We start from the raw sequence: 26900 nt of genomic DNA, 5'->3' as shown, positions 1-26900 counted from the left end.
GGTTGAGGATCGTCAGCTTTTTGTAGACTGTATTTTTTGCTAACTAAAACCTCAATTCATATTCAGCAGTGACGCGATTGTCTCCTTGAAAATTACTGGAACTTCTGAGTAAAAGTTTATCGCTCAATCGATAGCGCACAGTAAATTCAGTCGGTTGATTTGCTGACAAAACTCGAATGATTGATGCTGAAATATTGCGCGTGATGTCAAACCCAACTTCTAAACCTAAACCGAGAGAACCCGCACCAGAACTGGAACTAGCTGTTTGTGCTTCGTTACCTCTAATCCGAGTGGGAAATAAGCGAAATTCGCTCAATCCTGTGGCGTTAGTAATTGCAGATTGAAGGTTGTTCAATAAACCCGCACCGGCTAAATTTGCGATCGCCAGCGTACTGTCTCCCTGTCCCAAAGTCTGCACGAAACTGCCGCCCAACAGCGCTACAATCTCTGTTTCCGATCGACTCGGAGAACTCCTCAACTCCAGACTTTCCGCCAACTGAGAAGCCCTTCCCTGCACTAACGCTTGAACTCGGACACTCCGCACGCTGCCGAAAGTTGTCGGTTCGTCTGCTATTTCAGAGGCTACAGATGCGCCGGGAGTGCGGAACCGCGTTACTTCCTGCACCGAAGTTGCTAATCTCACATCCAGCGTTGGATCTAGTCCTTGTGTTGGTATAAAGGTAGCAGTCTGCGCGTATCCTCGATCGAGTCTAAACTGCGTCGTAAACAAATTCACCGACCCGGAAGTCAACCGAATCGTACCCTCCGGGCGCAGGTCATCTAAAGTTCCATTAACCGTCAAGCCCCCAGTCGCCTGAAAACTCAATATCGGCGCACTCGTTACCCGAATTCCCCGGCCCAAATTCAGCCGCAAATCGTTCAATCCCACTTCAAAGGAAGGAGAAGGGGAAGTCGCTGCAGAAGGGGAATCAGAAACCTCAGTCGCAGGGGAAGGGGAAGATGTCGAATCAGAATCAGAAGCAGAAGAGGAAGAAGCTAACTCAGTTCTGCCGCCGCCGGGACTTCGGAGAAATACTTCACCGTTGTACAGTTCAATATTACCGCTCAACTGCGGACGCCTAGCCGTGCCCCTTGCCTGCACTTGACCGACTACGCCGCCGCTGTACAATCCTCTGAGGTTCACTGCCAACTTGTCTAAATTTACAGCCAAAGGATTAGCCACATCGACATCGCCCTCCGCAAAAGGCACAGACAGCGGAATCACGCCCTGGGCTACGACTTGTCCCTGACTCAACTCTCCCCGAATTCCCTCTACCCGAATACGATCGCCCTCAAAGCGCACCGTCCCAGTCAGCCCTGTCAGCGGTTCTGGGAAGGCTTGCGCGCGGACGGTTGCATTTTCAAAATTCGCAATTCCTTGCGCTACAGGGTCTTGCAGCGTCCCTCCCACGCGAATTTGCACCTGTCCCTGACCGCTGACCCACTCAACTTGCGGAGTCAATACATTAATAATTGCTAAACCTTCATTTTGCAAATTCGCCCTCAAATCGATTTGATCGCTGTCGGCCTTCACCGCTGCAAACGGCAACTCAAAAGGCAAACTTCCGGCTACCTCAATCGGTTCTGTTTGAGTTATCAAAGCGCTGCCGCCAAAATTCAGGCGGGCATTGCTATAACTGAAACTGCCGTCGGCTTGTTTAATCGGTTCTCCGTTTAGCGTACCCTCAACCAAACTCAATTCTCCGGTGGCTTGCGGATTTTCCAAACTGCCGGCCAAATTCGCCCGCAAATTCAAATTTCCTGTGACATCCACAAAAGGCAATTCCACCAGTTTTGCTAACTCTTCCACGGGCACATTTTCTACCCGCAACTGCCCGGATTGAGCTTTTTGTCCGAGTTGTCCCGAAAAGCCGATCGCACTTTTGCCCGATCGAATTTCCAAAGGCAAAACAGTTAAAATCCCGTCCTGAAAACTGCCTTCAAGGCTGAACGTTTCAGCAACATATTCTCCCCACTGCCAGTTATCACCTTTCACGTTAAATTGAGCTTGCACACCCGTTTGCAAAGAACCGGCGACAGCAATTTCCGCCCCAAAAGTGCCCTGCAATTGGGATAAGGGAGGCAATGTTTCTGATGCTTCCACTGCCTGCTGCTGCTGCAAAATTGTTTCAATTTCTGCCAAACGGCGCAACTGTTCGATTAGCGCGGCTTCTGGTTCTCCAACTGCTACAGTTTGCACGTCGCCGCTGTCACCGTAAACGGGAGGTTTTACGCCTCTAGCCAAGTCCCCTAAATTGAAATATTGCAAAGCGGTTAAAACCTGCTGCAAATTGCCTTGCTGGACGTTAACTTTCCCAGCAAATTGCGGGTTTGGCCCTGTTTGAACATTGCCGGAAATTAAGTATTGACCGCTGCCTTGGCGGAATATGCCATTTGTGAGAGTGGCGCTGCCGTTAGCGTAGCTGAATTCGCCTTGGAAACTGTCACCTTTAATGTAGCCGATCGTCGGTTGGGCGATCGCAATTTGTCCGCTTGCTTGCAAAGTCGCCGGATTTAACGGCATCTTCCAACCAGGCACATTTACTTGTCCCGAAACCGTACCGGTAATCGGCCCCAAACCTGCCTCTTTCCCCGGTGATAGATTCAAAGCAGCCAGGGGAAAATCGCTTAAATTAACTCGCAAAGTTTCTCCCTCGGTTTGGCCACTAGCCACAGATTCCCCGCGTTGAATTAAGAAAGATGTCGGCAGAAAAGATGGATTTAAAGCGACTTCAATTTTGTCTTGGCGACCGGCCAAACGCAAATCTACACTTTTCCCAGCATCCGCATTCACACTCCCCGCCAGTACCGGGTCAAAAGCGACTTGATTTACTGCTAAATCCCGCACTTCCACGTCGCCCACTAAGCTGAGGGCGGCGAGGGTGCCGGTGAGGCTGCCGGTAAAATCGACATTGCCACGCAGGGGAAGATTATTCTCTGAAGGATTTTTGAGACCAATTGGTCTCAAAAATGCTAATTGTTCAGTCGGTAAGGCTTCCAGGTTAAAGTTGGCGAGTTTGACATCCAAATCTAAGTTGGAAATTGAGGGCCCTCCTTTACCTGCGAGTTCGACGTTAACAAAGCCGTTTGCTGTCAAACCGGGAGTTGTGGCGTTCTCAATTTCCACCCGTTTGCCGTCCCAATTAAATACTGCCTCAAAAGGTTGTTTCAAAAACGGCAATTCCGAGATGCGGAAACTGCCGCCGGCGCGAACATTTTGTAGGGGCGGTGCCCCCGTGCCCGCCCCAATCGGGCCGGATAAATTGATATTGCCGTTAAACAATCCTGCAAGCTGGGGGAGATTTGGGGTACTGGAGACGACACCTCCGGTTTGCAAGCTTTGTCGCTGCGACTCAAAGGCTTGCTGGAAGCGACTTAGAGCAATTTGCTCGCCCTCGATTGACGCGCGCCAATTCCCCGATGCGGCGCTGCCTTTAGCATTGACAATTCCTCCGCCGTTGGCAAGTCGAATTTGTCCGTCGCCGTTGGCGGTGATGCCGTTGGCGGTTAGATTGTCTACTGTTCCCAAAATGCGGACTTGGCCGTCGAGGGTTCCGTTAATTTCTGGCGGTAAATCCGCTGTCAGCCAACCTGTTTGTTTGAGGGTTTGTTCTAAATTACTGACGGCAATTCCGTTGGTTTCCAGCAATGCTTGCAAGTTGCCGTTTTCTAATTTTGCTGTAGTATCGATCGCCCCGAGTCGATCGACCACAATCACTCCTTCTGTGCTACCACTAATTCCCTTCGCTGTCAAGTTATCCAAACTACCCGCTGCTTGGAATTCGCCGTTAACTCTGCCGTCAAATCCTTTAGGCAAAGTCGCCGTCAGGGTCAACAGTTGGGTATTGCGGATTGTTTGTTCTAAGCGACTGAGAATAACTCGATCGGCATCGGCGAAAGCTTGCCAGCGTCTGTCTTCTAATTTACCTCTAAAAGCAAGAGTACCGTCCCCTATATTGAGTTTGCCGCTGCTGCTGACGCCTATGTCAGCGGCGGTTGAATTATCAAGACTGCCGCTGGCTTGAATTTGATTGGATATTTGTCCGTCAAGCGATTGGAGATTTTGGATTTTGGATTTTAGATTGTTGATATTGGCGACTGTTTGGGGATTGTCAGCAGCGAAAGCTAAGCCAACATCTAACAGGGGCAATCCTAAATCTCCTAAGCGCTTGATGGAAGTGCGATCGGTTTCTGCTGTTCCCTGCCAGTTTCCGGCTACCAATTCTCCTTTTAAATTAACATTGCTGCCAGCAAGATTGAGTCTGCCGCTGCCGCTGGCATTGATGCTGCTAGCTGTCAAATTGTCAAGACTTCCCGATGCTGTAAATTGACTCGATAGTAGTCCGTCAATCGATTTTAGATTTTGGATTTTGGATTTTAGATTGTTGAGATTGGCAGATTGCGGATTTTCGGGATTGAATGCTGAAGCCACATCTAAAATCGGCAGTGTCAAATCTACCAAGCGGCTGATGGAAGTGCGATCGGTTTCTGCTGTTGCTTGCCAGTTTCCCCCTACCAATTCTCCGTTTAAATTCACATTGCTGTCGGCAAAATTGAGCCTACCGTTGCCAGTAACATTGATTCCGCCCGCAGTCAAATCGTCAACCTTTCCCGCAACTTGAAATTCACCTGCTAGCTGTCCGCCTAACGATTTTAGATTTTCGATTTTGGATTTTAGATTGTCTAGATTTGCGGTCGTTTCCCGTGTTAAAAACGGCAAGCCAATATCAATCAATTGATTGACAGCTACTTTTTCTGTGTTGCCAAAAACTTGCCAACGACCCGATTCTAGTTCGCCATTAACATCAACAATACTGTCAGCAATATTCAGCGTTCCTTGGCCCGTCGCAGCGATCGCATTTAAACTCAAATCGTCCAGAGTTCCTGCTGCTTCGACGGTTCCGCTGAACAAACCCGCTAGTTCAGGAGGCAAATTAAGGTCTGGCATGGCTTGCTGCAAACTGTTCAGGGCTACGCGATCGCCCTCGATCATAGCTTGCCATTGACGGTCTTTTAGCGCAGCATCCACGTTAACAGAAGCGTCACCTATTTTCACAACCGTATTTTGCAAATCCGCCGAATTTCCTCCGGCTCGAATTTCGCCCGCTGCGGGGAAAGTCCCTTGCGGTGCTTGCCATTGAACTCTAGCTTGAATGTTATCTAACGGGCCGAAAACTTGAGCTTTTGCGGAGACACTGCCAATGTTAACAGTAGCAGGAATTGGAAGAGCGTAAATTTGGGCGACATTATCTGCGGGCAAGTTTTCAGCTTGCAAGTCAAACACCAAACCAGATGGCGAATTCTTACTTTTTAAAGCAATATCAACTTGACCTTTGCCACCAATTTTACCCCCCGCCGCCGGCACTACCAAAATATCGCTCAAAGTCAAAGCTAAAGAGGAAAAAGGGCGAATAGAAGATTGAGAATTGGGAGTTGGGGTTTGAGCCATTCTCCCGCGTTCCAATTTGAAATTAGTGCTAATATTGTTTAATTGCAGTCGATCGACTGTAGCGGGTTTTGTCGAGGCGATCGTACCTGTGAGCACCGGCAGATCAACGGTTCCAGTTAGCTTGGCATCCGCCTTCACCTCCCCTGCAAAAGCAACGGGCAATACTACTTTCTTTCCTAACTCTGTCTCCACCGCACTGACAACACTTGCAAAAGCCACTGGTTGCACGCTAGTTGTCAGATTGAAGCTAGCGTTCTCCAAATTAAAATTAGTTCCAGTTGCAACTGTTCCTGCTATTCTCAGCGGAATTAGACCGTAATTAGCCGCCAGACTATCGACAATAAAATTAGTTCCCTGAAACCGCAACTGACCGCTGCTATTTTGTATGATTTGTTTCAGTGGAGCAATACTCGCTTGCACTCCTCCAAAACTAGCCGTTCCGGTAATTCCCGATACTTTATTCTCTCGCACTTGCACGGTCAAATTGCCATTAGCAAGACCTTTTTGTAAAGAAATGCTGGAAAGTCTTAGCAAGCGAGCGAGGTCGGGCAAAGGCAAATTTTGACCTTGCAACTGCAGGTTAGTTTGAGCTGCAGGTAACATAGAGTCAGCTTTAAGTATAAAATTATCGCTGTTAGTAAACTGACCGTTTACTTCGTAGAGAACGCGCTGATTTTGGTCGCGAAATAGAGCACTGCCATTTTTCAAATTGACAGAAATAGGAGCCGAAGTTTTCTGTCCGACTGCGGGACTAGGCACCAAAACTGCGGCGGCATTTTCAGCTCTAATTGCTTCAACTTCAGTTTTAAATAAACCCGGAGATTTCCGCTCTGCTGTGGGAAGATTAACCCAGCGGCCTTTAGCATCCTGTTCGATATAAGCGTTGGGTTTAACTAAGGTAATATCTAATTTGAGAGTGCGGGTGAACAGCAGTTGCAAAACCGAAAACTGCACTTTAACTGCTTCTGTAGAAACGTAATCGGGATCGGTAGGAGTTGCAGGTAAAGTCGATCGGCCAAATCGCAAACTTGTCAGAGAAAATCCCTCCAAACGTCCGAGTTGCACAGGCCGCTTCAGCAACTGACTGACTTCCGTTTCCACCAAAGGAGCTAACTTTTCCCGCACCCACTGGTATCCTAGCGCCGCCCCAACCAAGGCGATAATGCCCAATCCTGTACCGCTAAGCAGCAGCAGACGCCACCAGCGGCGGTGGGGACGGGGTGCGAGTTGATTTTTGTTATCGTCCGAGTTAGTCATGGGTGTTTCTCAGAAATCAGAGAATTCAGGAATTAAGGGAATCAGCCGATTTTAGACAGGTATAATTTCTGCGATCCGCCAGCGTGGCTTCTGCCTTTGGTAGACTCACAAGTGAGATCGGAAGTGCCGATCGGGCGTAAGCGTTGCCCGCCCCTACGGGGGCTACGCCAACGCAGAGGATCGAATTTCAAGATTCACGTCCCACTCCGGGGCAGAGTCCAATAACCTTTACTAAACTTAATCAAAACACGCAACACCACCTAATACCAAGTCCTCCAACTCCCCTAAATCCTCTCGATCCCGCTATTGCAGGCTCGGTGGTCAATCTAAAATCTAAAATCTAAAATCTAAAATCTAAACACGTCCCCCTCCAGGGTAGACTCCAGAAACCTTTACCGAACTTAATCAAAACACGCAACACCACCTCAAACCGACAGTCAATCTAAAATCTAAAATCTAAAATCTAAAATCGCACGATCGCTCCTAAGATAAAAAAACGGTGGTTAAGAAGGTCTTTAAAACTTATGCGAGTGTTCGTCTTACTCTTCAATGCCCGCACCGAGAATGAGGGAATTCATACCATTCAACTCGGCGATCGCAATAAAGTTCTGATGTTTGAGTCAGAAGACGACGCCACCCGCTTTGGCGTGATGTTGGAAGCTCAGGATTTTCCCGAACCCGCTGTCGAGGCGATCGACGATGAGGAAATTAAGGAGTTCTGCGATAGTGTTGATTATGATTGGGAACTGGTGCCGGCGGGGGCGCTGGCGATCCCGCCAGAAGACAATGTAACACAGACTCAGTGGCAGCCGGAGCAGGAGCCGGAGTCGGAGCCGGATTCTGACGTTTCCCAAAACGAACTGGATTCTATTCGCCGCCGACTCGAAGGACTTTTGTAATAGTCATTAGTCATTAGTCATTAGTCATTAGTCAGCAGTTATTGGTAAGGGGTAATGGGTAATGGGTAATTGCCTCTCTCTCGGAAGTAGATTTAGCCGATCGCCAGAACCGGAAATTTCGAGCCTTTGAGTCACGACTTCACCAAGCTCACCAGCGGGCAGGCAATGCGTACCCTATTTTGTACACCTAATGACTAATGACTAATGACTAATGACTAATGACTAATGACCAATGACTAATGACTAATCAAAAAACATGAAAAATTTAGAAGAAAGAGGGCATCTGCTGACGGAACAGGTGAATGCCAACAGCGAGAATTTAGACCAACTCAGTTCGATCGAATTAGTGGACTTGTTCAACCGGGAAGACGCCCAAACCTTAAGCGCGATCGCCCGCGCCCGCGAACAGTTAGCCCAAGCGATCGACATTGCAGCCGAGTCTCTACGTCAAGGAGGCCGCCTGTTTTACGTCGGTGCGGGTACTTCCGGGCGCTTGGGGGTGCTCGATGCGGCCGAGTGTCCCCCCACCTTCTGCACGCCGCCAGAACTCGTACAGGGAATAATTGCCGGGGGTGCGGGGGCTTTGGTGCGGAGTTCGGAGGATTTGGAGGATCGGGCTGAGGATGGGGCTGAGGCGATCGCCCACCGTCACATTACCAACTTAGATGTGGTTGTCGGCATTACGGCTGGAGGTACGACGCCTTTTGTGGCGGGCGCTTTGCAGGCGGCACGCCAGCGGGGGGCGAAAACTGTGTTTATGGCCTGCGTACCCGTCGAACAAGTGAATTTTGAGGCTGATGTTGATATTCGGTTGTTGGTTGGCCCGGAGGTAGTGGCGGGATCGACGCGCTTGAAAGCCGGTACAGTAACAAAAATGGCTTTAAATATCATTTCGACTGGGGTAATGGTGAAGCTGGGGAAGGTTTACGGCAATCGGATGGTTGATGTGGCAGTAACTAATAAGAAATTGCGCGATCGGGCTGTGCGGATGTTGCAAGATTTGACTGATTTGAACCGGGATGAAGCGGGTTTTTTGCTCGAAAAAAGTGGCAAGTCTGTAAAATTAGCTTTGATGATGCACTGGACTAATTTGGAGAAGGAAGAGTGCGATCGCATTTTGGGGGAGTTTCAAGGGAATTTGCGATCGGCTGTAGCCTCAGTAAAATGTTAGATTTGAGATTTTAGGTGTGAGTCATCTAAATCCTGGTTATCAGAAATTTGGGCGGAGCGTAGCGGAGGGTTGAAACCCCGTCCTTTTAGGACGGCTTTACATTTGCCTGATTTTTGTTTACCATAGTAAGTATAGTTTGGCAAGTGCAATGTTCAAGGCGTTTAAGTATAGAATCTACCCAACAACCGAGCAAAGAGACTTACTGGTTAAGTCTTTGGGTTGTTGCCGTTGGTTCTACAACTACAGCCTTAACTTAACAACCGAAACTTACAAAAAGACTGGGAAGGGATTAAGCAGAAATGAAATAATCAAACTGCTCCCACAACTCAAGAAAGAGCATGAATGGTTAACAGAGCTACCTTCCCAAGTTCTGCAACAAGTAGCCGATAATTTGTCGAGTGCTTTTCTCAATTTCTTTGAAAAGAGGGCGAAGTATCCCAATTTCAAGAAAAAGCATCAAAGGCAGTCAATTAGATTTCCTCAAAAGATGAAATTAAGCGGTGACTATTTAACATTGCCTAAACTGGGAAAAGTTTACTGCAAAGTATCCAGAATTCCCGAAGGTGAATTTAAATCGGTCACGGTTTCAATGACTCAAGGTGGTGAATTCTATGCTAGTTGTTTGTTTGATGAAGGAAAGGATAATCCAGAACTGTCTAAGGAAGGTAAAGCGGTAGGCATTGATTTAGGTATTACTCATTTTGCTATTACCTCAGATGGAACCAAACACGGCAATCCTAAGCACTACGGCAAGCATGAGAAAAAGTTGGCTAAGTACCAAAAGAGATTAGCTAAGAAGCAGAAAGGCTCTAACAGCCGCAATAAGGCTAGAAAAAGAGTAGCCAAACTACACCAGAAAATTACTAGATGTCGAGAAGATTTTCTCCACAAACTAAGTCGTAAATTAGTAGACAAAAATCAAGTCATAGTGGTAGAGAATCTAGCAGTGAAAAACATGGTACGCAATCATAAATTAGCTAAGTCAATAGCTGATTTAGGATGGGGACAATTTTGTACCATGCTGAAATATAAAGCAGAATGGTCAGGAAAAATCTACATAGAAGTAGATAGATTTTTCCCTAGTTCCAAAACTTGTAATCACTGTTTGCATCGAACTAGCGAAATGCCCTTGGATATTCGCCTGTGGCAATGTCCTAAATGCGGAACTTTGCACGACCGAGATATCAATGCCGCTAAAATTATCCGAGATGAAGGTTTACGAATGTTAGAGGTAGGGCATACCTCGGTAGCTTCTGGAGAACGAGTAAGACCAAGCAAAGGCACTGCTTTTGTGAGGCCTTGTTCTGTGAAGGAAGAATAACCGCTCATGAAAGGACGGTGAGTGTCAATAACCCCCTTTACGATCTAGCAAGTTTATTTCTCCCCCTCGGACCCTCTCTGTCATTTCTATCGCTATCTGGAGGACTTGAATATGCTCAGTCAATCTGAAAGCCTGATTAAAAACACCAAAAAAGCTATCAAAAATCTGTTATTTGGATTGGTATGACCAAAATCCGCAAGGTAGATATTCGAGGCTTCAAATCCATATACTCAACAACGATCGAACTAGGTAGAGTCAATTGCTTCATCGGAGCCAATGGAGTAGGCAAAAGCAACCTGCTGGAAGCCCTTGGTGTCTTGGGGGCAGCAGCTAATGGGGTCGTGGATGATGAAAGCTTATTGCGTCGTGGCGTGCGAGCTGGATTGCCACGCCTGTACAAAAGCTCCTTTGCTACCGAACGCACCCCCGCTCACATCGCCATTGAGGTGGCAGGTGAAAGCAACGAAATCTATCGTGTTTCCTTGCTCAATCCCCTCGATTCCCCCGAACCCGCTTGGTCTTACAAAACCGAAGTCCTCAGTGACGGAGAAAGGGAGATCGTTTCGGGTGGTGTTCGTAGCAAGAAAAACCTCAACGAGAAGGCTGGACTGGCTGCATTGCAACTGGTAGAGCTACAACCAACCAATCCCGCTGCCCAGTTAATGCAGCGCCTCCAAGAGTTTGCGATTTATTGTCCCAACACGCCCACCCTACGCGGCATCGTACCCGATCAACAATCCCGTGCGCCCGTCGGTTTGAGTGGCGGACAAATCGCTGAGGGTTTTGCAGCTTTACGCAAGCACTTAGACAATGGGGAAGAAGAGAGTACCGACATCCTAGAGCAGGTGCTAGAACTGATCGACTGGGTAGCAGATATCCAGGCCACCAGCCACGGGGCTACCCTATTGTCGCCCAAAGTGCCACGCACTAAGCTACTCCTGAAATTTACCGATCGCTTCATGAACCAAAACCGTAACGAGCTAACAGCTTACGATGCCAGTGAAGGAGCACTTTATGTGATTTTTACCGCCCTGCTCTGTCTGCTACCCCAAGCTCCCCATCTGCTGGCGCTCGATAACCTAGACCAAGCTCTCAATCCCCGCTTACTGGTGCGACTCATCTCCCGCCTATCCGGTTGGCTACACTTCAACGATCGCGATCGGCAACTGCTATTTACAGCGCACAACCCCGCCGCCCTAGATGGGCTAGACTTATCAGATCCTGAAATTCGCCTATTCGTCGTGGAACGCAATAGCAATGGACAAACTTGCGTGCGTCGCCTAGAAGTAACCGCCGAACTGACAAGCCTCAATCAACAATACCCCCTATCTCGTCTGTGGCTGATGGGACATCTGGGAGGCGTGCCCAATGTCTGATTTACGTATTGCCCTAGTAGCCGAGGGGCCGACGGACTATGTGGTAATTGAAGCAGCCCTCAAATCCGTGCTAGCCAAGCCCTTTACGATGGTTCTACTGCAACCAGAAGCTACTCAAGGCATTATGGGGACAGGTTGGTGCGGTGTACTCAAATGGTGCCAAGCGGCGCCTCAGCGACATCATGGTTCAATAGATAGCGATCCCACTCTGGTGGGCTTTGATTTAATCATCATCCATTTGGATGTTGATGTGGCGAGCAAGCAATATGGTGACTGCGGCGGAGCGTTAGCAGCCATCGCCCAAGATAGTAACTGGGGAAGTCTCCCCTGCATGCAGCCCTGCCCGCCAGTATCTGATACAGTAAACTTCCTAGGTGTAGTGATTAAAAGCTGGTTGGGACAGGTAACACCCGGCGATCGAACATTATTTTGTCTACCTGCCCAGTCTTCAGGTACTTGGTTAGCTGCTGCTGTTCTGGATTCATCTCACCGAAGAACGGGCGGGAAGCCCCTGGCTTCAGACATGGGGAGGAACGCTGCTGCGGTTTTAACCGCCTTGAACTATCTTTGTCATATGTGATAGAATTGGCGGCATGAAACAAGTATTGACAGTAGCTTGCAAGATTGAAGTCTCTCCTGAAGTGGCCCCTAAATTGGAGGAAACGCTTCAGGCGTTTTCTGATGCTTGCACCTATATCAATCAAACTGTCGATCCTAAACTGACAAATAAACCTCGCATTCAAGGCTTGGTTTATGAGCAGGTGAGGGAGCAATTTGAGCTGTCTGCTAACGCAGTGCGATTCGGGCAATTGCCCGTGTCTGTAGCAACCGTAAAACCGCCAAACAAAACGGCAAGCCTGTCCGAGCATTCAAACCAACTAGCGTTGACTATGATGCTCGGATCTTTGCATTTAGAGAGAAGGATTGGACAGTTAGCCTGACGTTGGTAGGTGGACGGGAGCGATTCAAACTCGCTATTGGCAACTATCAGCTTGGACTGCTTAAGGGAACTTCTCCTAGCAGTGCGACCCTGTGTAAGCGCCAAGATGGAAGCTACTACGTCAACATCCAGATTAAGTCTGAAGCCCCAGATCCCATGCCATCCAAACGAGTGATTGGCGTAGATATGGGTCGCAGAGATATTGCAGTTACCTCCATTGGGGATAAGTGGGATGGACAGCAGATAACGGATATCAGAGACAAATTTGTCAGAGTCAGAGCATCGCTCCAACAAAAAGCCTCGAAAGGCACAAGATCTACTCGCAGACGAGCGAGACAGATTTTGCAACGGCTGTCGGGCACAGAGCGACGTTATCAGACTTGGCTGAACCATAACATCAGCAAATTGATTGTGCTGTCGGCACTTCAACACAATGCCATCATTGCGATTGAAGATTTGACAGGTATCAGAGAACGCACCAATCAGCAACCGAGAAACAAGACTGAACGCAGGCGCTCTAACAGTTGGGCATTTTTCCAACTGCGATTGTTCTTAAGCTATAAGAGCGTCAAGTTAGGGGTTGAATTGGTTGCCGTCAATCCGGCATACACTTCTCAAACTTGCCACAAGTGCTTGCACATTCATCCGGCCAAAGGCAAGTCTTATCGGAGTGGCAAAGCGTTTAAGTGTGGGCATTGTGACAATCATTGCGATGCTGATGAAAATGGTTCAAAGGTAATTGAACTCGTTGGGGGTTCCGTAAACAACCCCAGAGGTTCGGTATTGTCTTGCAATCTTGCAGACCATATCAGGGCTACAGAAAGCCCCCGGCTTCTAGCCGTGGGGTAGTTTACCCATTGCTGGCTAACGGCGAGTGCGATCGATCGCTAGAGTCGAGACTAGAGCAACTCCCCAAGGCTCTACGCATCAAGAAAACAAAAAGGGAGTACAGTTTTCATGCTCCACATATTACGCAAAAATGGTTACAAGTCAAGCAAATCTGTACTCAAGCAGAAGATTTTGAGCATCTTGTTTTAGCAACAATCAAGTCTATGCTGTAGAAAAGTTGATAACCATACTTGAGGTCTGTTGTGAGTTACTTCGCTACCGGAAGCCTGCTCAAATCAACCTCTGATATCAATTCCGGCCCGGAGGCCGGAATTGATATCAAATCCGCGCTTCATCCTCGGGCGTAAAGTCGAATCCTGCGGCCAACAAATAATTCGCGCAATTTTCATTTTTTTGACCCCTCCTTCTACAGTCAACAGTCATCAGTCAACAGTCATTAGTCATTTGCAATATAGATGCAAAAAATTGTGAAATCTCTTCAGTGGATCTGATGTGATAAACACTTTTGGTATTTTGGGCGCGATCGACATACTCGCGATATCTGGGAGTCAAATACTTGTGACACAACCAAAGAACGCGGTAACTATTAATTGAACTCTTCAAGATGGGGCTCTTTTCCGGCCAGCCTTCTGGTAGCCTAAAGCTACCTGTGATTAGCCGTTTAGTCACCCACCAGAAATGCACGTATAGTGGCAGATCGACAAAAACCAGACTATCCGCCTCGTTGAGTCGAATCCAGACGGTTTCCATACAACCAAACCCGTCTATAATCCATCGGTCAGTAGCCAAAATTTTCTCATGGATACGCTTATATTCTTCATTTGGAACCTCAGCGCCCCCAGATTGATATTGAATCTTATCCAAGGGGTAAAGTGGCAAACCAGTGATTTCTGATAATCTCTTGCTGAGAGTTGATTTACCGCCTCCAGCGTTGCCAAACACGGCTACTTTTTTCATAGTTATCCCTCTTAGTAATCATGCAGTTTGTAGCAAGATTTTGGAGAATTGCTATAACAACTGAAGTAGTAGGGTGCGTCAGCTTCGAGAATCTGGGCTACCCATCCCATCCCTACCAACGGACGCACCTTACAAGCTGCATAAGTGAAATTTTACACTACCGCTTCCCCGTTACCCATTCACAAAAACGATCGCCGTAAGCTGACTTTGATTTACACCCTGCACGATTCCCAAATAATTACTGCCAGACTTAATCGCCGTAGAAGCGACACTTGCACCTCCATCCAACTGCAAACTCACAGCTTCAAAAGTCAAGTTTGCAAATCCGATACCGTCAGTCAAACCAATTTTATCCCCAGCCCCAAAATCGACGATCACATCCGCCCCAATTAAAGTAGCCGAAGCAGACAAACCTCCGGCTAAAATAAACGTATCATTTCCGCCGCCGCCCGTCAGCATATCTTGCCCGCGATCGCCCGCCAACAACTCGTCGCCGTTACCGCCAATCAAGACATCATCTTCTTTGCCGCCGCGAATAGTATTGTTACCGTCAGATCCGATTAGTCGATCGTTATCGTTGTTGCCGCTGATAAAATCATTGCCAACACCGCCATCAATTAAATCGGATTCTTTGCCGCCGGATAAGCTGTCATTGCCTCCTGCGCCATTAATTGTATCCGCACCTTGCATTCCATTAATGCTATCAGCACCTTCTCCCCCGGTGATATTGTCTTTGCCGGAAAGGGCAAAAATTGGCAATCCCGCAGCATTTGTCGGTATTTGAGTATCGGCACTATCTGATAGGAAATAATTGCCGCCACTGGCTGTATTTTTGGGTGCTTGTGTCGGGCTGCCGTCCCCTGTAGCATTGGGTATTGGCGAAGTAATAGATATAGTGTTGGGTGTGGGAGTAGGTGTGGGAGTAGGTGTGGGAGTAGGTGCGGGATTGACACTACCGTCAAGAGAAGTCGCAAAAACTTGCGTCCAATAGTGATTCCAATTTTCTGTGCCAGTATCATCGGCTAAGAAATAGTAACCAATTCCAATTTCTTTGAGATTAGGGTTAAGAATGTTAGTCCGGTGGCCGCTGCTGTTCATCCACGATGATACAACTTGTTCAGGTGTAGAAGAGCCCGCAGCAATGTTTTCTGCCGCCGCTGAGAATTTATAGCCCGTTGCAGAAATCCGACTTCCTAATGACGAACCATCTTTTCCGGTATGGGAAAAGAAGTCTTGCAGTGCCATGTTTTGGCTGTGATTTCCCGCCGCATTTAGTAACTGAGTATTTAAGGTTAGCGGGGACAAACCTAATTTGCTGCGTTCGATGTTGGTAAGTTCTAAAACTCTGTTAATAAAGTTTTGATTGGTGGTTGAAGTTGGTGCAACTTGAGAGACCGATCGCTCTCCTATTACAATGTCAGAGGACTGATAACCGGAATTTTGTAGTTGTTCAAGCATGGGGACGTTCAAGAGTTTTAAGAGTTTTTTTGCTGGTAGATGACTTACCCTCTTAACGATAGTTTCCCCGATCGCTAGCTGGCCCGGCACAATTCAATAATTGTGTTAATCCCTGCCGCTGCTGTATTTATTTTGATTATAGCTGTTCTCAAAGTGGGGATGTCAAGAGGCTGGCTCTGATTGGAAAATGGAAGAGTACGCTCGAATTTAAGGAGAGTTTCAAAGGAATTTGCGATCGCCCGTGGCATCAATACAATTTTAGATTTTATACCAATTTAATGTGAAGTTGCACATATCTCGATCCCCCTCGCATACCCCCTACTCCCCCTGATTGTTGGGGAGTAGGGGTTGACTTTGAGAAGAATCTTGTTCCCCCCTCCGGCGGGGGGCTAGGGGGGATCGGATTCTATGCAACCTCATAAAAAATTGGTATTAGATTTGAGATTTGAGATTTTTCCTGATTAGTATGGTTTACGCGGCGCACCCAGCCCGCTGGCTTGCTGGCTAGAAACCCGGTTTCTACGATTTTTGCAGAGAGGAACGACAAATATAGGAAGAAACCGGGTTTCTGAATTCTGTGTGCGATCGCCAACTAAGTTTTTAGTAGAATCCTCACAAAAAAATCTAAATTAATTCAAAATTCACAACCGCGCAGGGTTGTTCTGGATCACAAAAGCAATCTCAAGATTTCAAACTATTTTCTTGTCCGACTTTAGCCTCCTGAGCAACTTGATCAACCTCATCTTTGGCGAGAATTTCCAAAGCTGTCTGTGCTTCTGCACCGCCCAACCGCCCCAAAGCTTGGGCGACTCTGTAACGGATCTGCCAATCTGCATTGGAAGCGTAGGGAAGCAGCAGCGGCAGCGCCCGTTTATCTCCCAATTCACCTAATGCACTAATGGCAATGGTTTGGATTAATTCGTTTTCAGAAGTCAGGGCATTTTCTAACATCGGAAAGGCTTTCGGATCTCCCATTTCTCCCAAAGCCGCGACGATGCTTAGTTGCACCAGCCATTCAGAGGTACTGCTATAAACTTGCTGCAAATCTTCTAAAGCATCGGTTAATTTCAATGCGCCCAAAGCATCGGCTGCTGCTGCTTGCACGTCGGGTTCGGGGTCGTTGTTCAGGCTGTTTCGCAGTACCTCTAAAGCGTTCGGCAGATTCTGCGTACCGAGGGTTGATAATTGGCTGACTGCTGCGTAGCGAACCCGGACGTTTTTGTCGCCGATCGCAATTTGAATTAGTTTATAGGCGAGCGCGGGTTCTAGTTGCCGCAGTTGGTTGACTGCTCGCAGTCTTTCGCCAAAATCCTCGGAATTCAGCAATTGTTCGACAGACTCAGGGGTAATGCTCATTCGATTTTAAATTTGATAATTGGGAAGAAGGAAGAAGGAAAAAGGAAGAAGGAAGAAGGAAGAAGGAAGAGGGGAGATGGGAGATGGAAGAGGGGAGATGGGAGATGGAAGAGGGAAGATGGAAGAGGGAAGAAGAAGCAAGAAAGAAGAAGCAAGAAAGAAGAAGCAAGAAAGAAAAAATTGCTTTGCGTCTATTCCTGACTTCCGTGTCGTCAATCTCGGTAATTGGTAATTGCAAAAAGTCAGCGAGATTGAAAGAGCGATTCCCTACGGGATAGCTTCGCACGCGCGTACTCATTTTCTGATACAGTCCTGGAACTGCAACAGTTAATTTAAGATTCGGCAGCCATCGAGCGAATAATATCTCCCCTAGTGAGGATGCCGATTACTTTGCCCGCAGGATCAAGCACCGGCAATCGATGGATGCTGCGATCGTGCATCAGTTTGGCAGCTTCTTGGACAGATTTGTCGGGCCCGATGGTAACTGGGTCTGTACTCATCGCTTCTCCTACTGTTTGTCCTAAAGCCTTGTGGAGTTCTCGCTCGTAACGAGAGGGATTTTCCAAATAAATTACGCTGTCGAGCACCATTATGTAAGCGGGGGGAGTTACGCCGGTTTCCCGCCACATCAAGTCGGTTTCGGAGATGACTCCTACCAACAAGTCATTCTCATCTACGACGGGAAGACCGCTAATGCGTCGATCGGCTAAAATTTTAATCGCTTCGTTCAAGGGCATTTCGGGTCGCGCCAAAATCGGGTCGCGGCTCATTACATCGGCTACTGTTTTTGGCATGATTAGGGGTTGATTGAGTTGTTGCTCTAAATCGATCATATAGGGAAAGGGCGGCACAGACTGAAGAAAGGCAGCTCTGCTGAAGGGATTCGTTAGAAAGTAGAAGGAAGGAAAAAGCTTGAATGCCAGAATTTTGCTGTTTTTTTCGATCGCACTATAAAATTCTGCCCTTTGCCGGACTCCGGCGAGCGATCGGTCTGACCAAAATTAATGGGATTCAAGCCCCGTCCTTCTAGGACGGCTTTTTCTTGGTTTTCAAATTCCTAATTAACTCTCTAAGAACATCAGACTTAGTTCTGCCAACCGCCACACAATATTTTTCAAGTATCTCTAATTCAAAGTCTTCGAGCCTAAAATCTAATCGTTTTTTCATGAGTTTGTACGGATATATGGTGTACAATACTAGCATGAAATCACGCTACCAGTACCGAATTTATCCATCCGAGCAACAACGCAAAGATCTGGCAAGGCTCTTTGGTTGTGTGAGAGTCGTATGGAACGACGCTCTGGCACTGTGTAAGAAATCGGAGAAACTACCTAGCAATGGAGATTTGCAAAAAATATGCATTACTCAAGCCAAAAAGACCCAAGAGCGTGAGTGGTTGAGCGAGGTTTCTAATATCCCATTACAGCAATCTATTGCTGATTTAGGTGTAGCTTGGAACAACTTTTTCGCATCTATTAAGGGAAAAAGAAAAGGCAAAAAGGTTAATCCCCCTAAATTTAAGCAGCGGACAAACAGACAGTCAGCCCGTTTCCGAAAAGGGGGATTTAGCATCAAAGCTGCCAAGGTTTTCTTAGCCAAAATTGGGTGTATTAAGACTAAATGGTCGCGACCTCTGCCGTCTGAACCAAGTTCAGTCACCGTTATTAAAGACACCGCAGGGCGCTACTTCCTTAGTTTTGTTGTTGAGGTGCAGCCCGAAACCAAGCTAGCTTCTAACCCAGCAGTGGGTATTGATTTGGGCATAAAAATTTTTGCGGCGCTCAGCACGGGAGAGCGAGTGGCAAGCCCCAGCTACTCAAAGTTAGACCGTAAAATTCGACGCTCTCAACGCAAGTTATCACGACGCTCTAAAACATCAAAGCGGCGTGAACGGATGCGATTGAAGGTGGCGAAACTCAAAGCAAAACTGCGAGATATCCGCAAGGACTTTCTGCATAAACTATCGACTAAGGTGATAAACGAGAACCAAGTTATCGCCCTAGAAGATTTAAACGTCTCCGGACTCCTGAAGAACCGCAAATTATCCAGAGCAATCAGCTCCGCTGGATGGCGGGAATTCAGAACAATGTGTGAGTCTAAGTCGGAGAAAGTTGGACGTGAGGCAAGTTGTCATCAGCAGATGGGAACCAACCAGCCAAGTTTGTTCGGATTGTGGTTACCGCTGGGGCAAGTTAGACCTTTCGGTGAGAGAAATTGTCTGTATGAATTGCGGCACTCTTCACGACAGAGACGACAACGCCTCAAAAAATATAGAACAAGTCGGGGTAGGGCATATCCACGACTCAAAATGGGCAGGGAGGGAGTGTAAGACCTCAATTGAGGCAGTTCCCGATGAACTGTCAACCCGTCTAAAGTACGAACAGTTAACTCTGTTCGACTGGTAGGGAATCACCGCGCCTTCAGGCCGGTGAGGATGTCAAAAGATTGTTAAGATATATTAAAGATCGGATAAATCCTTACCAATGCCAGAATCTCCAGCCACAGAACCAGACTCCCAACCAGAAGCGCGCTGTGTATTGGTTTGCCAGTATCAATCTTGCCTGAAAAATGGTTCAGCAGCAGTGCTAGCTGCTTTTGAAGCTCAACAAGTTGCAGGGGTGAAAGTGGAAGCCTGTAGTTGTCAGGGACAGTGCACCACTGGCCCGACTGTGCGAGTTACCCCAGACGAAATTTGGTATTGTCGAGTTAAACCGAGTGATGTACCGTTGATTGTGGAAGAGCACCTCAAAGGGGGAAAACCTGTAGAGGCGCTGTTCAATCCGAGAATTCATGCGCGTTATTATTATTAATATTGACTTGATTCGGTGACACTTCCAAGCTCTGGCGCATCTAAATTTTAATAGTTATTGTTAAGGAACTGGCACTTTGAAAATCCAAGGAATTGCGCTTAGTTTGTTAGTCCTAATTATGGGGCGTCCGTCGGCGGTTGCTGCTCAAACGTCGGCGGTTGCTGGCGATATTTGCCCTAGGGAATTGGGGGCACAAGTAGATGCGATCGCCAACCGTCCCGAATTTAGCCGATCGCGCTGGGGCATTTTGATTCAACCTCTATCTTCTACTGCTACTCTCTACAGCCGCGATGCCCAAAAATATTTTATTCCAGCATCAAATGCCAAGCTGCTAACCACAGCCGCTGCTTTACAGAAACTCGGTGGAGACTTTCGGATTAAGACATCGGTTTACAGCGGCGAAAATGGGAGTTTGTACGTTGCCGGCAGGGGAGATCCGAGCATTGCAGAGGCTCAGTTGAAATCCTTGGCGCAGCAGTTGAAGCAGCGGGGAATCAGTCAAGTTAACCAGTTGATTGGGGATGACAGCTATTTTCAAGGCAGTGCAGTCAATCCGAATTGGGAATGGGAAGACGCGCAAGCTGGCTACGGAGCGCCGATTAACAGTTTAATTTTCAATCAAAACGCGATCGACCTTCTTTTGTCCCCACAGGCGATCGGGCAACCTCTGAAAGTTACTTTTGCCGAACCAAAGCTGGCAAATCAGTGGCAACTTCAGAACAATACTGTTACCGTCGCTCAAAACGAATCTGAGTTTATTGAAGTTGGCCGGGAGTTCGATCGACCTATAATTCGAGTGGGCGGACAGTTGAAAGTTGGTGCAGAACCTGAATCAGCTTATGTCGCAGTTGTCAACCCCGCTAATAATTTTTTGCAGCAGTTTCAGCAAGTTCTGGCGGCTGAGGGAATTCCTGTTAAACAGGCTTTAGTTGCATCTGCCTCTCGCAATTTAAATCAAGAATTAGCGACCGTTGAATCGCCGCCGCTGGCGGAATTGGTGAGAGAAACTAATCGAGTAAGCAACAATCTTTATGCAGAAGTTTTATTGAGATTGTTGGGGAAAGTTACAGACAAGATGCCTGTGCCACAAACACTCACAGGCAAGATGCCTGTGCCACAAGAGGATACAGGTGAAAGCGGTTTGAAAGAGTTAAAAACAGTTTTAACTCAATTAGGAGTAAATCCAAACAGCTACAGATTAGCCGACGGTTCCGGCTTGTCTCGCCACAATTTAATTACTCCAGAAGCCTTAGTGGAAACTTTGAGATTTATGGCCAATTCACCTGCTGCATCTATTTACCGCCAGTCACTGCCGATCGCTGGCGAGAGCGGCACTTTGAAAAATCGCTTTAATGTTACACCAAATCGCGTAATTATGCAAGCAAAAACAGGAACAATGAGCGGAGTTTCGGCGCTGTCGGGATATATCGAAGTTCCGAATTACGAGCCGCTGGTGTTTAGCATTATCGTCAATCAATCTGACCTATCGACTGCAAAAATGCGATCGGCAACGGACGAAATTGTGCTATTATTGAATCGCCTGCGCCGCTGTTAAAACAATACATTTAAGGTGAGCAACTTGAGTTCAGTAGTTACACCTAAAAAACAGGACGCCCCAAAACCCTACAAGTTTTAAGTTTAATTAGATTGCAGCGGCGGGGCTCGAAAAGCAGCTACAATAAAAGTAGAAAAATTAACACCATTGGGACGTTTTAGCCTGCTACCAGTCGGCGGGTTCTGTACTTCCCGAAAATAAGTCTAACTTTCCCACTATGAATTCTTTAGATTCCGAACAGCAACACATCTTTGTCGAAACCAACAACATCCGCCTGCACTGCGTTTCTCAAGGAGAAGGCGAGCTCGTTCTCCTCCTGCATGGGTTTCCAGAGTTTTGGTACTCTTGGCGTCATCAAATCCCTGCTTTAGCGCGTCATTTCAAGGTGGTAGTGCCGGATTTGCGGGGCTACAACGATTCCGACAAGCCGGAAAGCGGCTATGATTTGGATACGCTAAGCGCCGATATTCGCGGTTTGATTGCGAGCCTCGGTTATACAAAAGCTCACGTTGTAGGTCATGATTGGGGAGGGGCGATCGCGTGGCACTTAGCTCAAAAATTCCCCGAACAACTCAACCGCTTGGCAATTTTAAACGCTCCGCACCCGCAGCGATTCATGCAGGAAATGGCGAGCAATTTAGATCAAATTCGCCGCAGTTGGTACGTTTTGGCATTTCAGGTTCCCGGCATTCCCGAATTGTTGATCCGGCAAAACTTGAAAGATTTTGTTCACAATGTTTTCCAAGGACAAGCTGTTCGCAAAGGATCTTTTAGCGCTGAGGAAACTAAGATTTATCAGACTGCTTTAGAAAAGCCGGGAGTATTAGCCGCCGCTATCAATTATTACCGGCAGATGTTTCATCCGCAGAGGCTTTGGAATTTGGGGCAGAAATTAGAACCTGTGACAGTTCCTACTTTGGTGCTTTGGGGAGAAGATGATGCGTTTTTGAGCCACAAACTTGTAGAAGGTTTAGACAGATTAATTACGGCTCCGTTTAAGTTGAAATTAGTTCCTCACTGTGGTCACTGGATTCAGCAGGAAGCGCCGCAAACGGTGAATCGAGAATTGCTGAGTTTTCTGAGAAATTCTTCTGCTTCTGTGGCTTTGGCATAGAAAAAAATTAACGCTTGCACATAAGAACGGGCTCTCCGGCCCGTTCCACAAAAATTCAATGTTCTTGTGGAACGGGCCGGAGAGCCCGTTCCTAATATCTGACGCACCCTACTTATTTATTAGTCCCAGAGCAAATTTTCTTGGATTAGCAGTGCAATCATCGCACTTCTGGAACAAACACCGAGTTTGATAAAAATCCGCCTCACGTAAGTAGCAACCGTCCAGTGACTGATATTTAAATTTTTGGCAATACATTTGTTGGGCAGGCCTTGGGCTATTAATTGCGCGATCGCTCTTTCGCGTGGACTCAGGCTAATTTCCGCTTTGTAACTTATGCTTTGCATACTTTTCCAATGAGGTAAGGAGTTAATATCTAATCAATTAAGGGTAGAATTCCGAGTTTTTCTCGAACTTCAGATAAAGGAGTTTCCCAATCAGATGCAACGTCCCAATTAATTAGCCGAGTGGCTAATTTTCCGTGTTTTAAGCCTTTGATAATTTGTCCGATCGCGCATTTGCCGCTGATCAGTCCAACTAACACTAAAATCGCACAGGAAGGGCGAAATACTTGAGCGCGAGTAAACGCTTGAAGTACAAATTCATCTTCTGTTGAAGCCGAAAGACCTGTCAGAACGTGCCAAACGTCGTGGTTTCGCTGAATCCAGTCTCCCGATGCGATCGGCTCAAAGCCTTGTTCGTCTAGAAATCGCGCCACTTCGCACCCTAATGTTCCTGCTGGCAGTTGGCGCAATTTTTCCAAGTCTATTTCAAAATGTCGATCGCTCTCAATTTGAGGATTAATTGTTTGAGCCATTTTTAATATAACTCCTAGTTGACCGTCAGCCATGATTGATTCTCCCTTCAACAATGATTTAAGTTTCGGGCAAATTAATTGGTGTTTGTCAAGTTCATTTTTGCGCTGAATCAAGACGACTTTTTTTACCTACTCAGCTTAGAAACCGTACTTTCTGTCAAAGCAATGGGGTTTCAGGAGCTTTTACATTTCTTTACAAGCATTCTTAGATTTGAAATCTGCTACCTGTAAAAATCGCCCTAGTTTTTCTAATCACAACTTGACCCACCGGGAAGTACCCGTAAAATCCACAGTATTCAGCGGTGATTGGAACTCCCTTACTTACGTATATAAATTTATTCTGCTGCTAATTATTGGAACCTGCAACGAGTCAGAAGTTGAAGCTTGCAGGCCTCGTGATGCAGGTGCATACAAGTGAAGAGAGTTGAAGGGAGGTGAAGTAAGGTGAAGTTATCCAGAGTTGATGTTTAGGAATTACGCAGTAAGCTGTTGTGCATTTAAATAGAAGGTCAAAAAACAATCTAATTCTTGTGGGGTGGGCGTCTCGCCCGCCCTGAATATGCAATTTAAATGCGTGACAGCTTAGTGCCAATCCCCCGTGGTTGCCGAATTTGTCGTGGCAATCATGGGGGGTTGCCCGTATGTCGTTAGAATGTCGCTCAAATGAGTGACACTCATTTGAGCGACTGGTCAAATATCTTCACCAACAGCTACAAATAAAGTAGAGATTCATACAAGGTGTTGCTGTGAAAAAACTTTCCATTTTGTTATCCACAGGAGTTGTGTCATTGATTTGGTGCGCTGCTGCTAGCGCTACCACTTATGTTAATCCTAACGGTAAAACTACTTTAAACTTGTCAGAAAAAGGAAACAATCGCAGCGGTTTTTACTTAACCAAAGTAGGCAATCGGGAATTTTTTGGCAATATTCAAATTACCCGTTCCGAAGGAGCAGCAGGCTCTTACTATTACAATGGGACTTTCAAAGACAGTGCGACCGGCCCTGGCAGAAAAATTGTTTGTTCTGGAGATATTGCCATTGTCAGGCGTCAAGTGGGAAGAAGCAGCCAATTGGGAGCCGAAGTTACTTGGAAGGTGAAAGCAGGAGAAAATTGTCCTTCTATTGGCCAGACATTTAAAGTAAATTTAGTCGAAGCTTTACCGCGTCCTAATGCAAGTGGCGACTATACTTCTAGCAATGCTAATACTTGGTCGAGTCCAACAAATGGTTTTGTAACTTGGCCTGCTTGGCGAGTCACCTCGCGAGATGGACAACTCAACTGCCGCAAGACCGCAAACGGAGCAATTCAACAAGTTTACCGCGCGGATAAAGATACAGTTGCTGCTGAACTCAGGGGAGCAAATGCGATTACGATGGCGAACGGTCAACCCTGGTTGCTGACAAGACAAGGCTGTTATGTGCGCGCTAATTCTCAATACGTTCAGCCAGTTTCTATGCCTGAATAAGTGTTAGTAAATATGGAGCATCTCAATGAAAGCAGCCAAGCTAGAAATTGGAGTTTTGAGGCAATAGGCAGAAGGAAGGAGCCAGAAGAAGTATTTTTACAAATATGAGATGCTCCCAGTTCCGCTGTCAGAGCCACGCGGCTTACCAAAAGACATGAATCCAGTTTACAAGGAGTATTTTGAAAACAATTCTGTTGGGATAGAGCATCACTTTACTTGGTTTATGGTTCAGGAAGTTATTGAATATGATGGGGAGGGAATGTTTTTACCATGCACGGGTTATGTAGACCGTCGATATGCTTATCCGTTTCATAATTCAGGTTGTTTTTCACAGGATTTGCTCAAGAATAAACCTGTTTATAAGTCAATACGATTCAGTTAAGGAAAATTGTAGCGAAAATGTTGGGTGGAGTGAAACGGAGGGTTCGTTCCACGGGCCCAACCTACGCACGATCGGTTTTTTTAGCACTAACTGAACCGTATTGCGTCAATCGATTTTAGATTTTAGATTTTAGATTTTAGATTGACCCCACGGATAAATGCGGGGGCTTGAGGATCTTCGATTTTCGATTTGGGATTGATTCCACGGATAAATCACGTGGCGGGTAGCATCAAGAAATTCCTGGTCATAAAATTAAAATTAAAGTGCTCAAAGAATCGCCGAGTTTCCTGTTAAACAAAAACGTCGCACCATAGCTACAGCCTGCCAAGGAGGATGTCAATCAGAATAGTGGTATCGACAAGAGATAATCGTTAGATACTCGTCATCCACAGCATAAACTAATCGATTCGTATCATCAATTCGCCTCGACCAAAAACCAGCCAGATTCTCCCTCAGTGGTTCTGGCTTTCCGATCCCCTCAAACGGCAATCGGATTGTTGCCTCAATTAGCTTGTTAATTCGTTTTAACGTTTTCTTGTCTTGCCCTTGCCAATATAAATAATCGCCCCAAGCCTCATCCGTCCATGCTAACTTTCTAGTCATCCAACAAATGTCGATCCACCACTTTCCCCTGCTTAAACTGAGCGATAGAACGCTCCAAATGGGCAGCATTGGCGGGAGATTTGAGTAAATGAACTGTTTCCAGCAAACTATTAAATAACTCTAGCGACATCACCACGGCATCCTCCGCATCCCGTCTCGTGATGATGGTATAGTCCGTATCTTCCACTACTCTGTCTAAAACAGCCTTGAGGTTATTTCTCGCTTCGCTAAAAGAAACAATATTCATCAGAAAGAGGGGTTTGAAACCCCGTCCTTTTAGGACGGCTTTACATTGAGTTAAAAGATGCAGCGGGGTGGAGGGGTATGGTTGCCCCAAGGCGTGAGGTATGGTTGCCTCAATCTCCTTTCGGAGTAAAGTTAGCACGCGCCTTTGTTTAGTGAGCTTGTTAGGCCCAAAGCACTGTAAAGCGTGACCTTAGAACTGTTTAACTCTCAACGATAGAGCAAGGGACTAGCTACGCATCAAGCGGGTATCGTGACTCAAAAAACGTAGTCAATTAAGACGCTTGGCTGGTCAGAACGGCTTGTTAGATCTCTCCTTCAAGCCTCATGCCTTTAGGCTGAGGTTCCTGACCTACTTGACATTTGTACTACTTACTGTACAAGTATAGCAATCCGCAATATATTTGGCAATCCGGATCTCATATCATGTCCGGTCAATTTACTGGTTCTATGGCTGGAGCCTGGGAACCGATACCTAGAGTCCGAGCCGAAGCCGAGCGAAAATTAAATTCGAGGCTCGCTTGTCGCTGTGGAGCGTTTCTTTCGCAAAGAACGAAAGTAACGAGTAAAACGAGTAAACCAGTAAATTCGATCGCGCCGAAGCATAATTTACTGGTTTTACTTCCAGGCTGTGTTACTGGTTTACTGACTGTGCCTCTTAACCCATGTAAGCGACAAGCGAGCCGAAGCCGAGCGAAAATTAAATTCGAGGCTCGCTTGTCGCTGTTGAGCGTTACTTTCGTTCTTTGTGAAAGTAACGAGTAACACGAGTAAACAACCAGTAAACGAGTAATAATTGAGGAGTGACATCTCCCACACTAATCCGAAGCGGATATAGTGTGGGCTTCCAAGACAATCCGGCTATCGCTTAGGAGGCTCT

At 46.8% G+C, this 26900-nt stretch carries 21 protein-coding genes and 1 pseudogene; 13 read left to right on the top strand and 9 right to left on the bottom strand.

All coding sequences use genetic code 11. From position 1 onward, the window contains the following. Positions 1-43: 43 nt before the first annotated feature. Complete coding sequence (locus QUB04_RS22225; RefSeq protein WP_333287669.1) at positions 44-6706, bottom strand: translocation/assembly module TamB domain-containing protein; 6663 nt, start codon at positions 6704-6706, stop codon at positions 44-46. A gap of 524 nt (positions 6707-7230) precedes the next feature. Here QUB04_RS22225 and QUB04_RS22220 point away from each other — a divergent pair. From QUB04_RS22220 to QUB04_RS22195, 6 genes are all read left to right on the top strand, one after another. After that, positions 7231-7605 (top strand): DUF3110 domain-containing protein, encoded by a 375-nt coding sequence (locus tag QUB04_RS22220; protein WP_333143602.1) that lies wholly within the window; start codon positions 7231-7233, stop codon positions 7603-7605. Between the two features lie 256 nt (positions 7606-7861). Next, positions 7862-8776 (top strand): N-acetylmuramic acid 6-phosphate etherase, encoded by a 915-nt coding sequence (gene murQ, locus QUB04_RS22215; RefSeq protein WP_333287667.1) that lies wholly within the window; start codon positions 7862-7864, stop codon positions 8774-8776. 148 nt (positions 8777-8924) lie between these two features. After that, the gene (locus QUB04_RS22210) at positions 8925-10097 is read left to right on the top strand and encodes an RNA-guided endonuclease TnpB family protein (protein WP_333287665.1); all 1173 of its coding nucleotides are present in this window, start codon (positions 8925-8927) and stop codon (positions 10095-10097) included. Between the two features lie 182 nt (positions 10098-10279). After that, a complete protein-coding gene (locus QUB04_RS22205) occupies positions 10280-11473 on the top strand; it encodes an AAA family ATPase (protein WP_333287663.1) in 1194 nt (397 codons plus the stop codon). Further along, entirely contained in the window at positions 11466-12053 is a 588-nt protein-coding gene (locus QUB04_RS22200) for a hypothetical protein (RefSeq protein WP_333287661.1), read from the top strand. Before QUB04_RS22205 ends, QUB04_RS22200 begins: the two co-directional genes overlap by 8 nt. Before the next feature lie 219 nt (positions 12054-12272). After that, positions 12273-13262 carry a transposase gene (locus QUB04_RS22195; RefSeq protein ID WP_333287739.1) on the top strand — a complete coding sequence of 330 codons (990 nt, stop codon included), beginning with the start codon at positions 12273-12275 and terminating at the stop codon, positions 13260-13262. Between the two features lie 426 nt (positions 13263-13688). On the opposite strand, the gene QUB04_RS22190 is transcribed toward QUB04_RS22195, so the two are convergent. From QUB04_RS22190 to nblB, 3 genes are all read right to left on the bottom strand, one after another. After that, on the bottom strand, positions 13689-14219 hold the full coding sequence (locus QUB04_RS22190) for an adenylate kinase (protein ID WP_333287659.1): 531 nt from the start codon (positions 14217-14219) through the stop codon (positions 13689-13691). Positions 14220-14390: 171 nt separating this feature from the next. Beyond that, positions 14391-15677 carry a CAP domain-containing protein gene (locus tag QUB04_RS22185; protein ID WP_333287657.1) on the bottom strand — a complete coding sequence of 429 codons (1287 nt, stop codon included), beginning with the start codon at positions 15675-15677 and terminating at the stop codon, positions 14391-14393. 681 nt (positions 15678-16358) lie between these two features. Continuing rightward, positions 16359-17033: a phycobilisome degradation protein NblB gene (gene nblB / locus QUB04_RS22180; RefSeq protein ID WP_333287655.1), complete on the bottom strand. Its 675-nt coding sequence runs from the start codon at positions 17031-17033 to the stop codon at positions 16359-16361. 19 nt (positions 17034-17052) lie between these two features. Here nblB and QUB04_RS22175 point away from each other — a divergent pair, with 19 nt between their 5' ends. After that, positions 17053-17265 (top strand): hypothetical protein, encoded by a 213-nt coding sequence (locus tag QUB04_RS22175; RefSeq protein WP_333287653.1) that lies wholly within the window; start codon positions 17053-17055, stop codon positions 17263-17265. Between the two features lie 100 nt (positions 17266-17365). Here QUB04_RS22175 and QUB04_RS22170 read toward each other — a convergent pair whose 3' ends face one another. Then, positions 17366-17866, bottom strand: a complete 501-nt coding sequence (locus tag QUB04_RS22170) for a CBS domain-containing protein (RefSeq protein WP_333287651.1) — start codon at positions 17864-17866, stop codon at positions 17366-17368. Positions 17867-18198: 332 nt separating this feature from the next. Between QUB04_RS22170 and QUB04_RS22165 the strand changes: the two are divergent. From QUB04_RS22165 to QUB04_RS22145, 5 genes and pseudogenes are all read left to right on the top strand, one after another. After that, positions 18199-19095: pseudogene (locus QUB04_RS22165) on the top strand (RNA-guided endonuclease InsQ/TnpB family protein); the annotation flags it as partial. A gap of 28 nt (positions 19096-19123) precedes the next feature. Then, on the top strand, positions 19124-19438 hold the full coding sequence (locus QUB04_RS22160) for a zinc ribbon domain-containing protein (protein ID WP_333143595.1): 315 nt from the start codon (positions 19124-19126) through the stop codon (positions 19436-19438). 78 nt (positions 19439-19516) lie between these two features. After that, positions 19517-19843: a (2Fe-2S) ferredoxin domain-containing protein gene (locus QUB04_RS22155; RefSeq protein ID WP_333143594.1), complete on the top strand. Its 327-nt coding sequence runs from the start codon at positions 19517-19519 to the stop codon at positions 19841-19843. Between the two features lie 118 nt (positions 19844-19961). Beyond that, positions 19962-21398 (top strand): D-alanyl-D-alanine carboxypeptidase/D-alanyl-D-alanine endopeptidase, encoded by a 1437-nt coding sequence (dacB, locus tag QUB04_RS22150; protein WP_445301084.1) that lies wholly within the window; start codon positions 19962-19964, stop codon positions 21396-21398. A gap of 217 nt (positions 21399-21615) precedes the next feature. After that, positions 21616-22512, top strand: coding sequence for an alpha/beta hydrolase (locus tag QUB04_RS22145; RefSeq protein ID WP_333287647.1), 897 nt, complete (start codon positions 21616-21618; stop codon positions 22510-22512). Between the two features lie 119 nt (positions 22513-22631). Here the strand turns inward: QUB04_RS22145 and QUB04_RS22140 are convergent, their stop codons facing one another. Continuing rightward, positions 22632-22856, bottom strand: coding sequence for a helix-turn-helix transcriptional regulator (locus tag QUB04_RS22140; protein WP_333287645.1), 225 nt, complete (start codon positions 22854-22856; stop codon positions 22632-22634). A 29-nt stretch (positions 22857-22885) separates the two neighbouring features. Next, entirely contained in the window at positions 22886-23359 is a 474-nt protein-coding gene (locus QUB04_RS22135; protein ID WP_333287643.1) for a Coq4 family protein, read from the bottom strand. 713 nt (positions 23360-24072) lie between these two features. Between QUB04_RS22135 and QUB04_RS22130 the strand changes: the two genes are divergently transcribed. After that, complete coding sequence (locus QUB04_RS22130) at positions 24073-24792, top strand: hypothetical protein (RefSeq protein ID WP_333287641.1); 720 nt, start codon at positions 24073-24075, stop codon at positions 24790-24792. Positions 24793-25510: 718 nt separating this feature from the next. Here QUB04_RS22130 and QUB04_RS22125 read toward each other — a convergent pair. Together QUB04_RS22125 and QUB04_RS22120 are read right to left on the bottom strand one after the other, a co-directional pair. Beyond that, positions 25511-25777: a Txe/YoeB family addiction module toxin gene (locus QUB04_RS22125; RefSeq protein ID WP_333242316.1), complete on the bottom strand. Its 267-nt coding sequence runs from the start codon at positions 25775-25777 to the stop codon at positions 25511-25513. Then, the gene (locus QUB04_RS22120) at positions 25770-26024 is read right to left on the bottom strand and encodes a type II toxin-antitoxin system prevent-host-death family antitoxin (RefSeq protein WP_333287640.1); all 255 of its coding nucleotides are present in this window, start codon (positions 26022-26024) and stop codon (positions 25770-25772) included. Before QUB04_RS22120 ends, QUB04_RS22125 begins: the two co-directional genes overlap by 8 nt. Positions 26025-26900: the final 876 nt, after the last annotated feature.

Source organism: Microcoleus sp. D2_18a_B4 (assembly GCF_036702475.1).
In the GTDB taxonomy this organism is placed as follows: Bacteria; Cyanobacteriota; Cyanobacteriia; order Cyanobacteriales; family Microcoleaceae; genus Microcoleus.
Note: the sequence above shows the minus strand (reverse complement) of the source record. Positions and strands in the feature narration are given on the sequence as shown.

Excerpts from the sequence above, each read along its gene's own strand:
- QUB04_RS22225 (WP_333287669.1), bottom strand. The coding sequence starts at position 6,706 with ATGACTAACTCGGACGATAACAAAAATCAACTCGCACCCCGTCCCCAC.
- QUB04_RS22220 (WP_333143602.1), top strand. The coding sequence starts at position 7,231 with ATGCGAGTGTTCGTCTTACTCTTCAATGCCCGCACCGAGAATGAGGGA.
- murQ (WP_333287667.1), top strand. The coding sequence starts at position 7,862 with ATGAAAAATTTAGAAGAAAGAGGGCATCTGCTGACGGAACAGGTGAAT.
- QUB04_RS22210 (WP_333287665.1), top strand. The coding sequence starts at position 8,925 with ATGTTCAAGGCGTTTAAGTATAGAATCTACCCAACAACCGAGCAAAGA.
- QUB04_RS22205 (WP_333287663.1), top strand. The coding sequence starts at position 10,280 with ATGACCAAAATCCGCAAGGTAGATATTCGAGGCTTCAAATCCATATAC.
- QUB04_RS22200 (WP_333287661.1), top strand. The coding sequence starts at position 11,466 with ATGTCTGATTTACGTATTGCCCTAGTAGCCGAGGGGCCGACGGACTAT.
- QUB04_RS22190 (WP_333287659.1), bottom strand. The coding sequence starts at position 14,219 with ATGAAAAAAGTAGCCGTGTTTGGCAACGCTGGAGGCGGTAAATCAACT.
- QUB04_RS22185 (WP_333287657.1), bottom strand. The coding sequence starts at position 15,677 with ATGCTTGAACAACTACAAAATTCCGGTTATCAGTCCTCTGACATTGTA.
- nblB (WP_333287655.1), bottom strand. The coding sequence starts at position 17,033 with ATGAGCATTACCCCTGAGTCTGTCGAACAATTGCTGAATTCCGAGGAT.
- QUB04_RS22170 (WP_333287651.1), bottom strand. The coding sequence starts at position 17,866 with ATGATCGATTTAGAGCAACAACTCAATCAACCCCTAATCATGCCAAAA.
- QUB04_RS22155 (WP_333143594.1), top strand. The coding sequence starts at position 19,517 with ATGCCAGAATCTCCAGCCACAGAACCAGACTCCCAACCAGAAGCGCGC.
- dacB (WP_445301084.1), top strand. The coding sequence starts at position 19,962 with ATGGGGCGTCCGTCGGCGGTTGCTGCTCAAACGTCGGCGGTTGCTGGC.
- QUB04_RS22145 (WP_333287647.1), top strand. The coding sequence starts at position 21,616 with ATGAATTCTTTAGATTCCGAACAGCAACACATCTTTGTCGAAACCAAC.
- QUB04_RS22140 (WP_333287645.1), bottom strand. The coding sequence starts at position 22,856 with ATGCAAAGCATAAGTTACAAAGCGGAAATTAGCCTGAGTCCACGCGAA.
- QUB04_RS22135 (WP_333287643.1), bottom strand. The coding sequence starts at position 23,359 with ATGGCTGACGGTCAACTAGGAGTTATATTAAAAATGGCTCAAACAATT.
- QUB04_RS22125 (WP_333242316.1), bottom strand. The coding sequence starts at position 25,777 with ATGACTAGAAAGTTAGCATGGACGGATGAGGCTTGGGGCGATTATTTA.
- QUB04_RS22120 (WP_333287640.1), bottom strand. The coding sequence starts at position 26,024 with ATGAATATTGTTTCTTTTAGCGAAGCGAGAAATAACCTCAAGGCTGTT.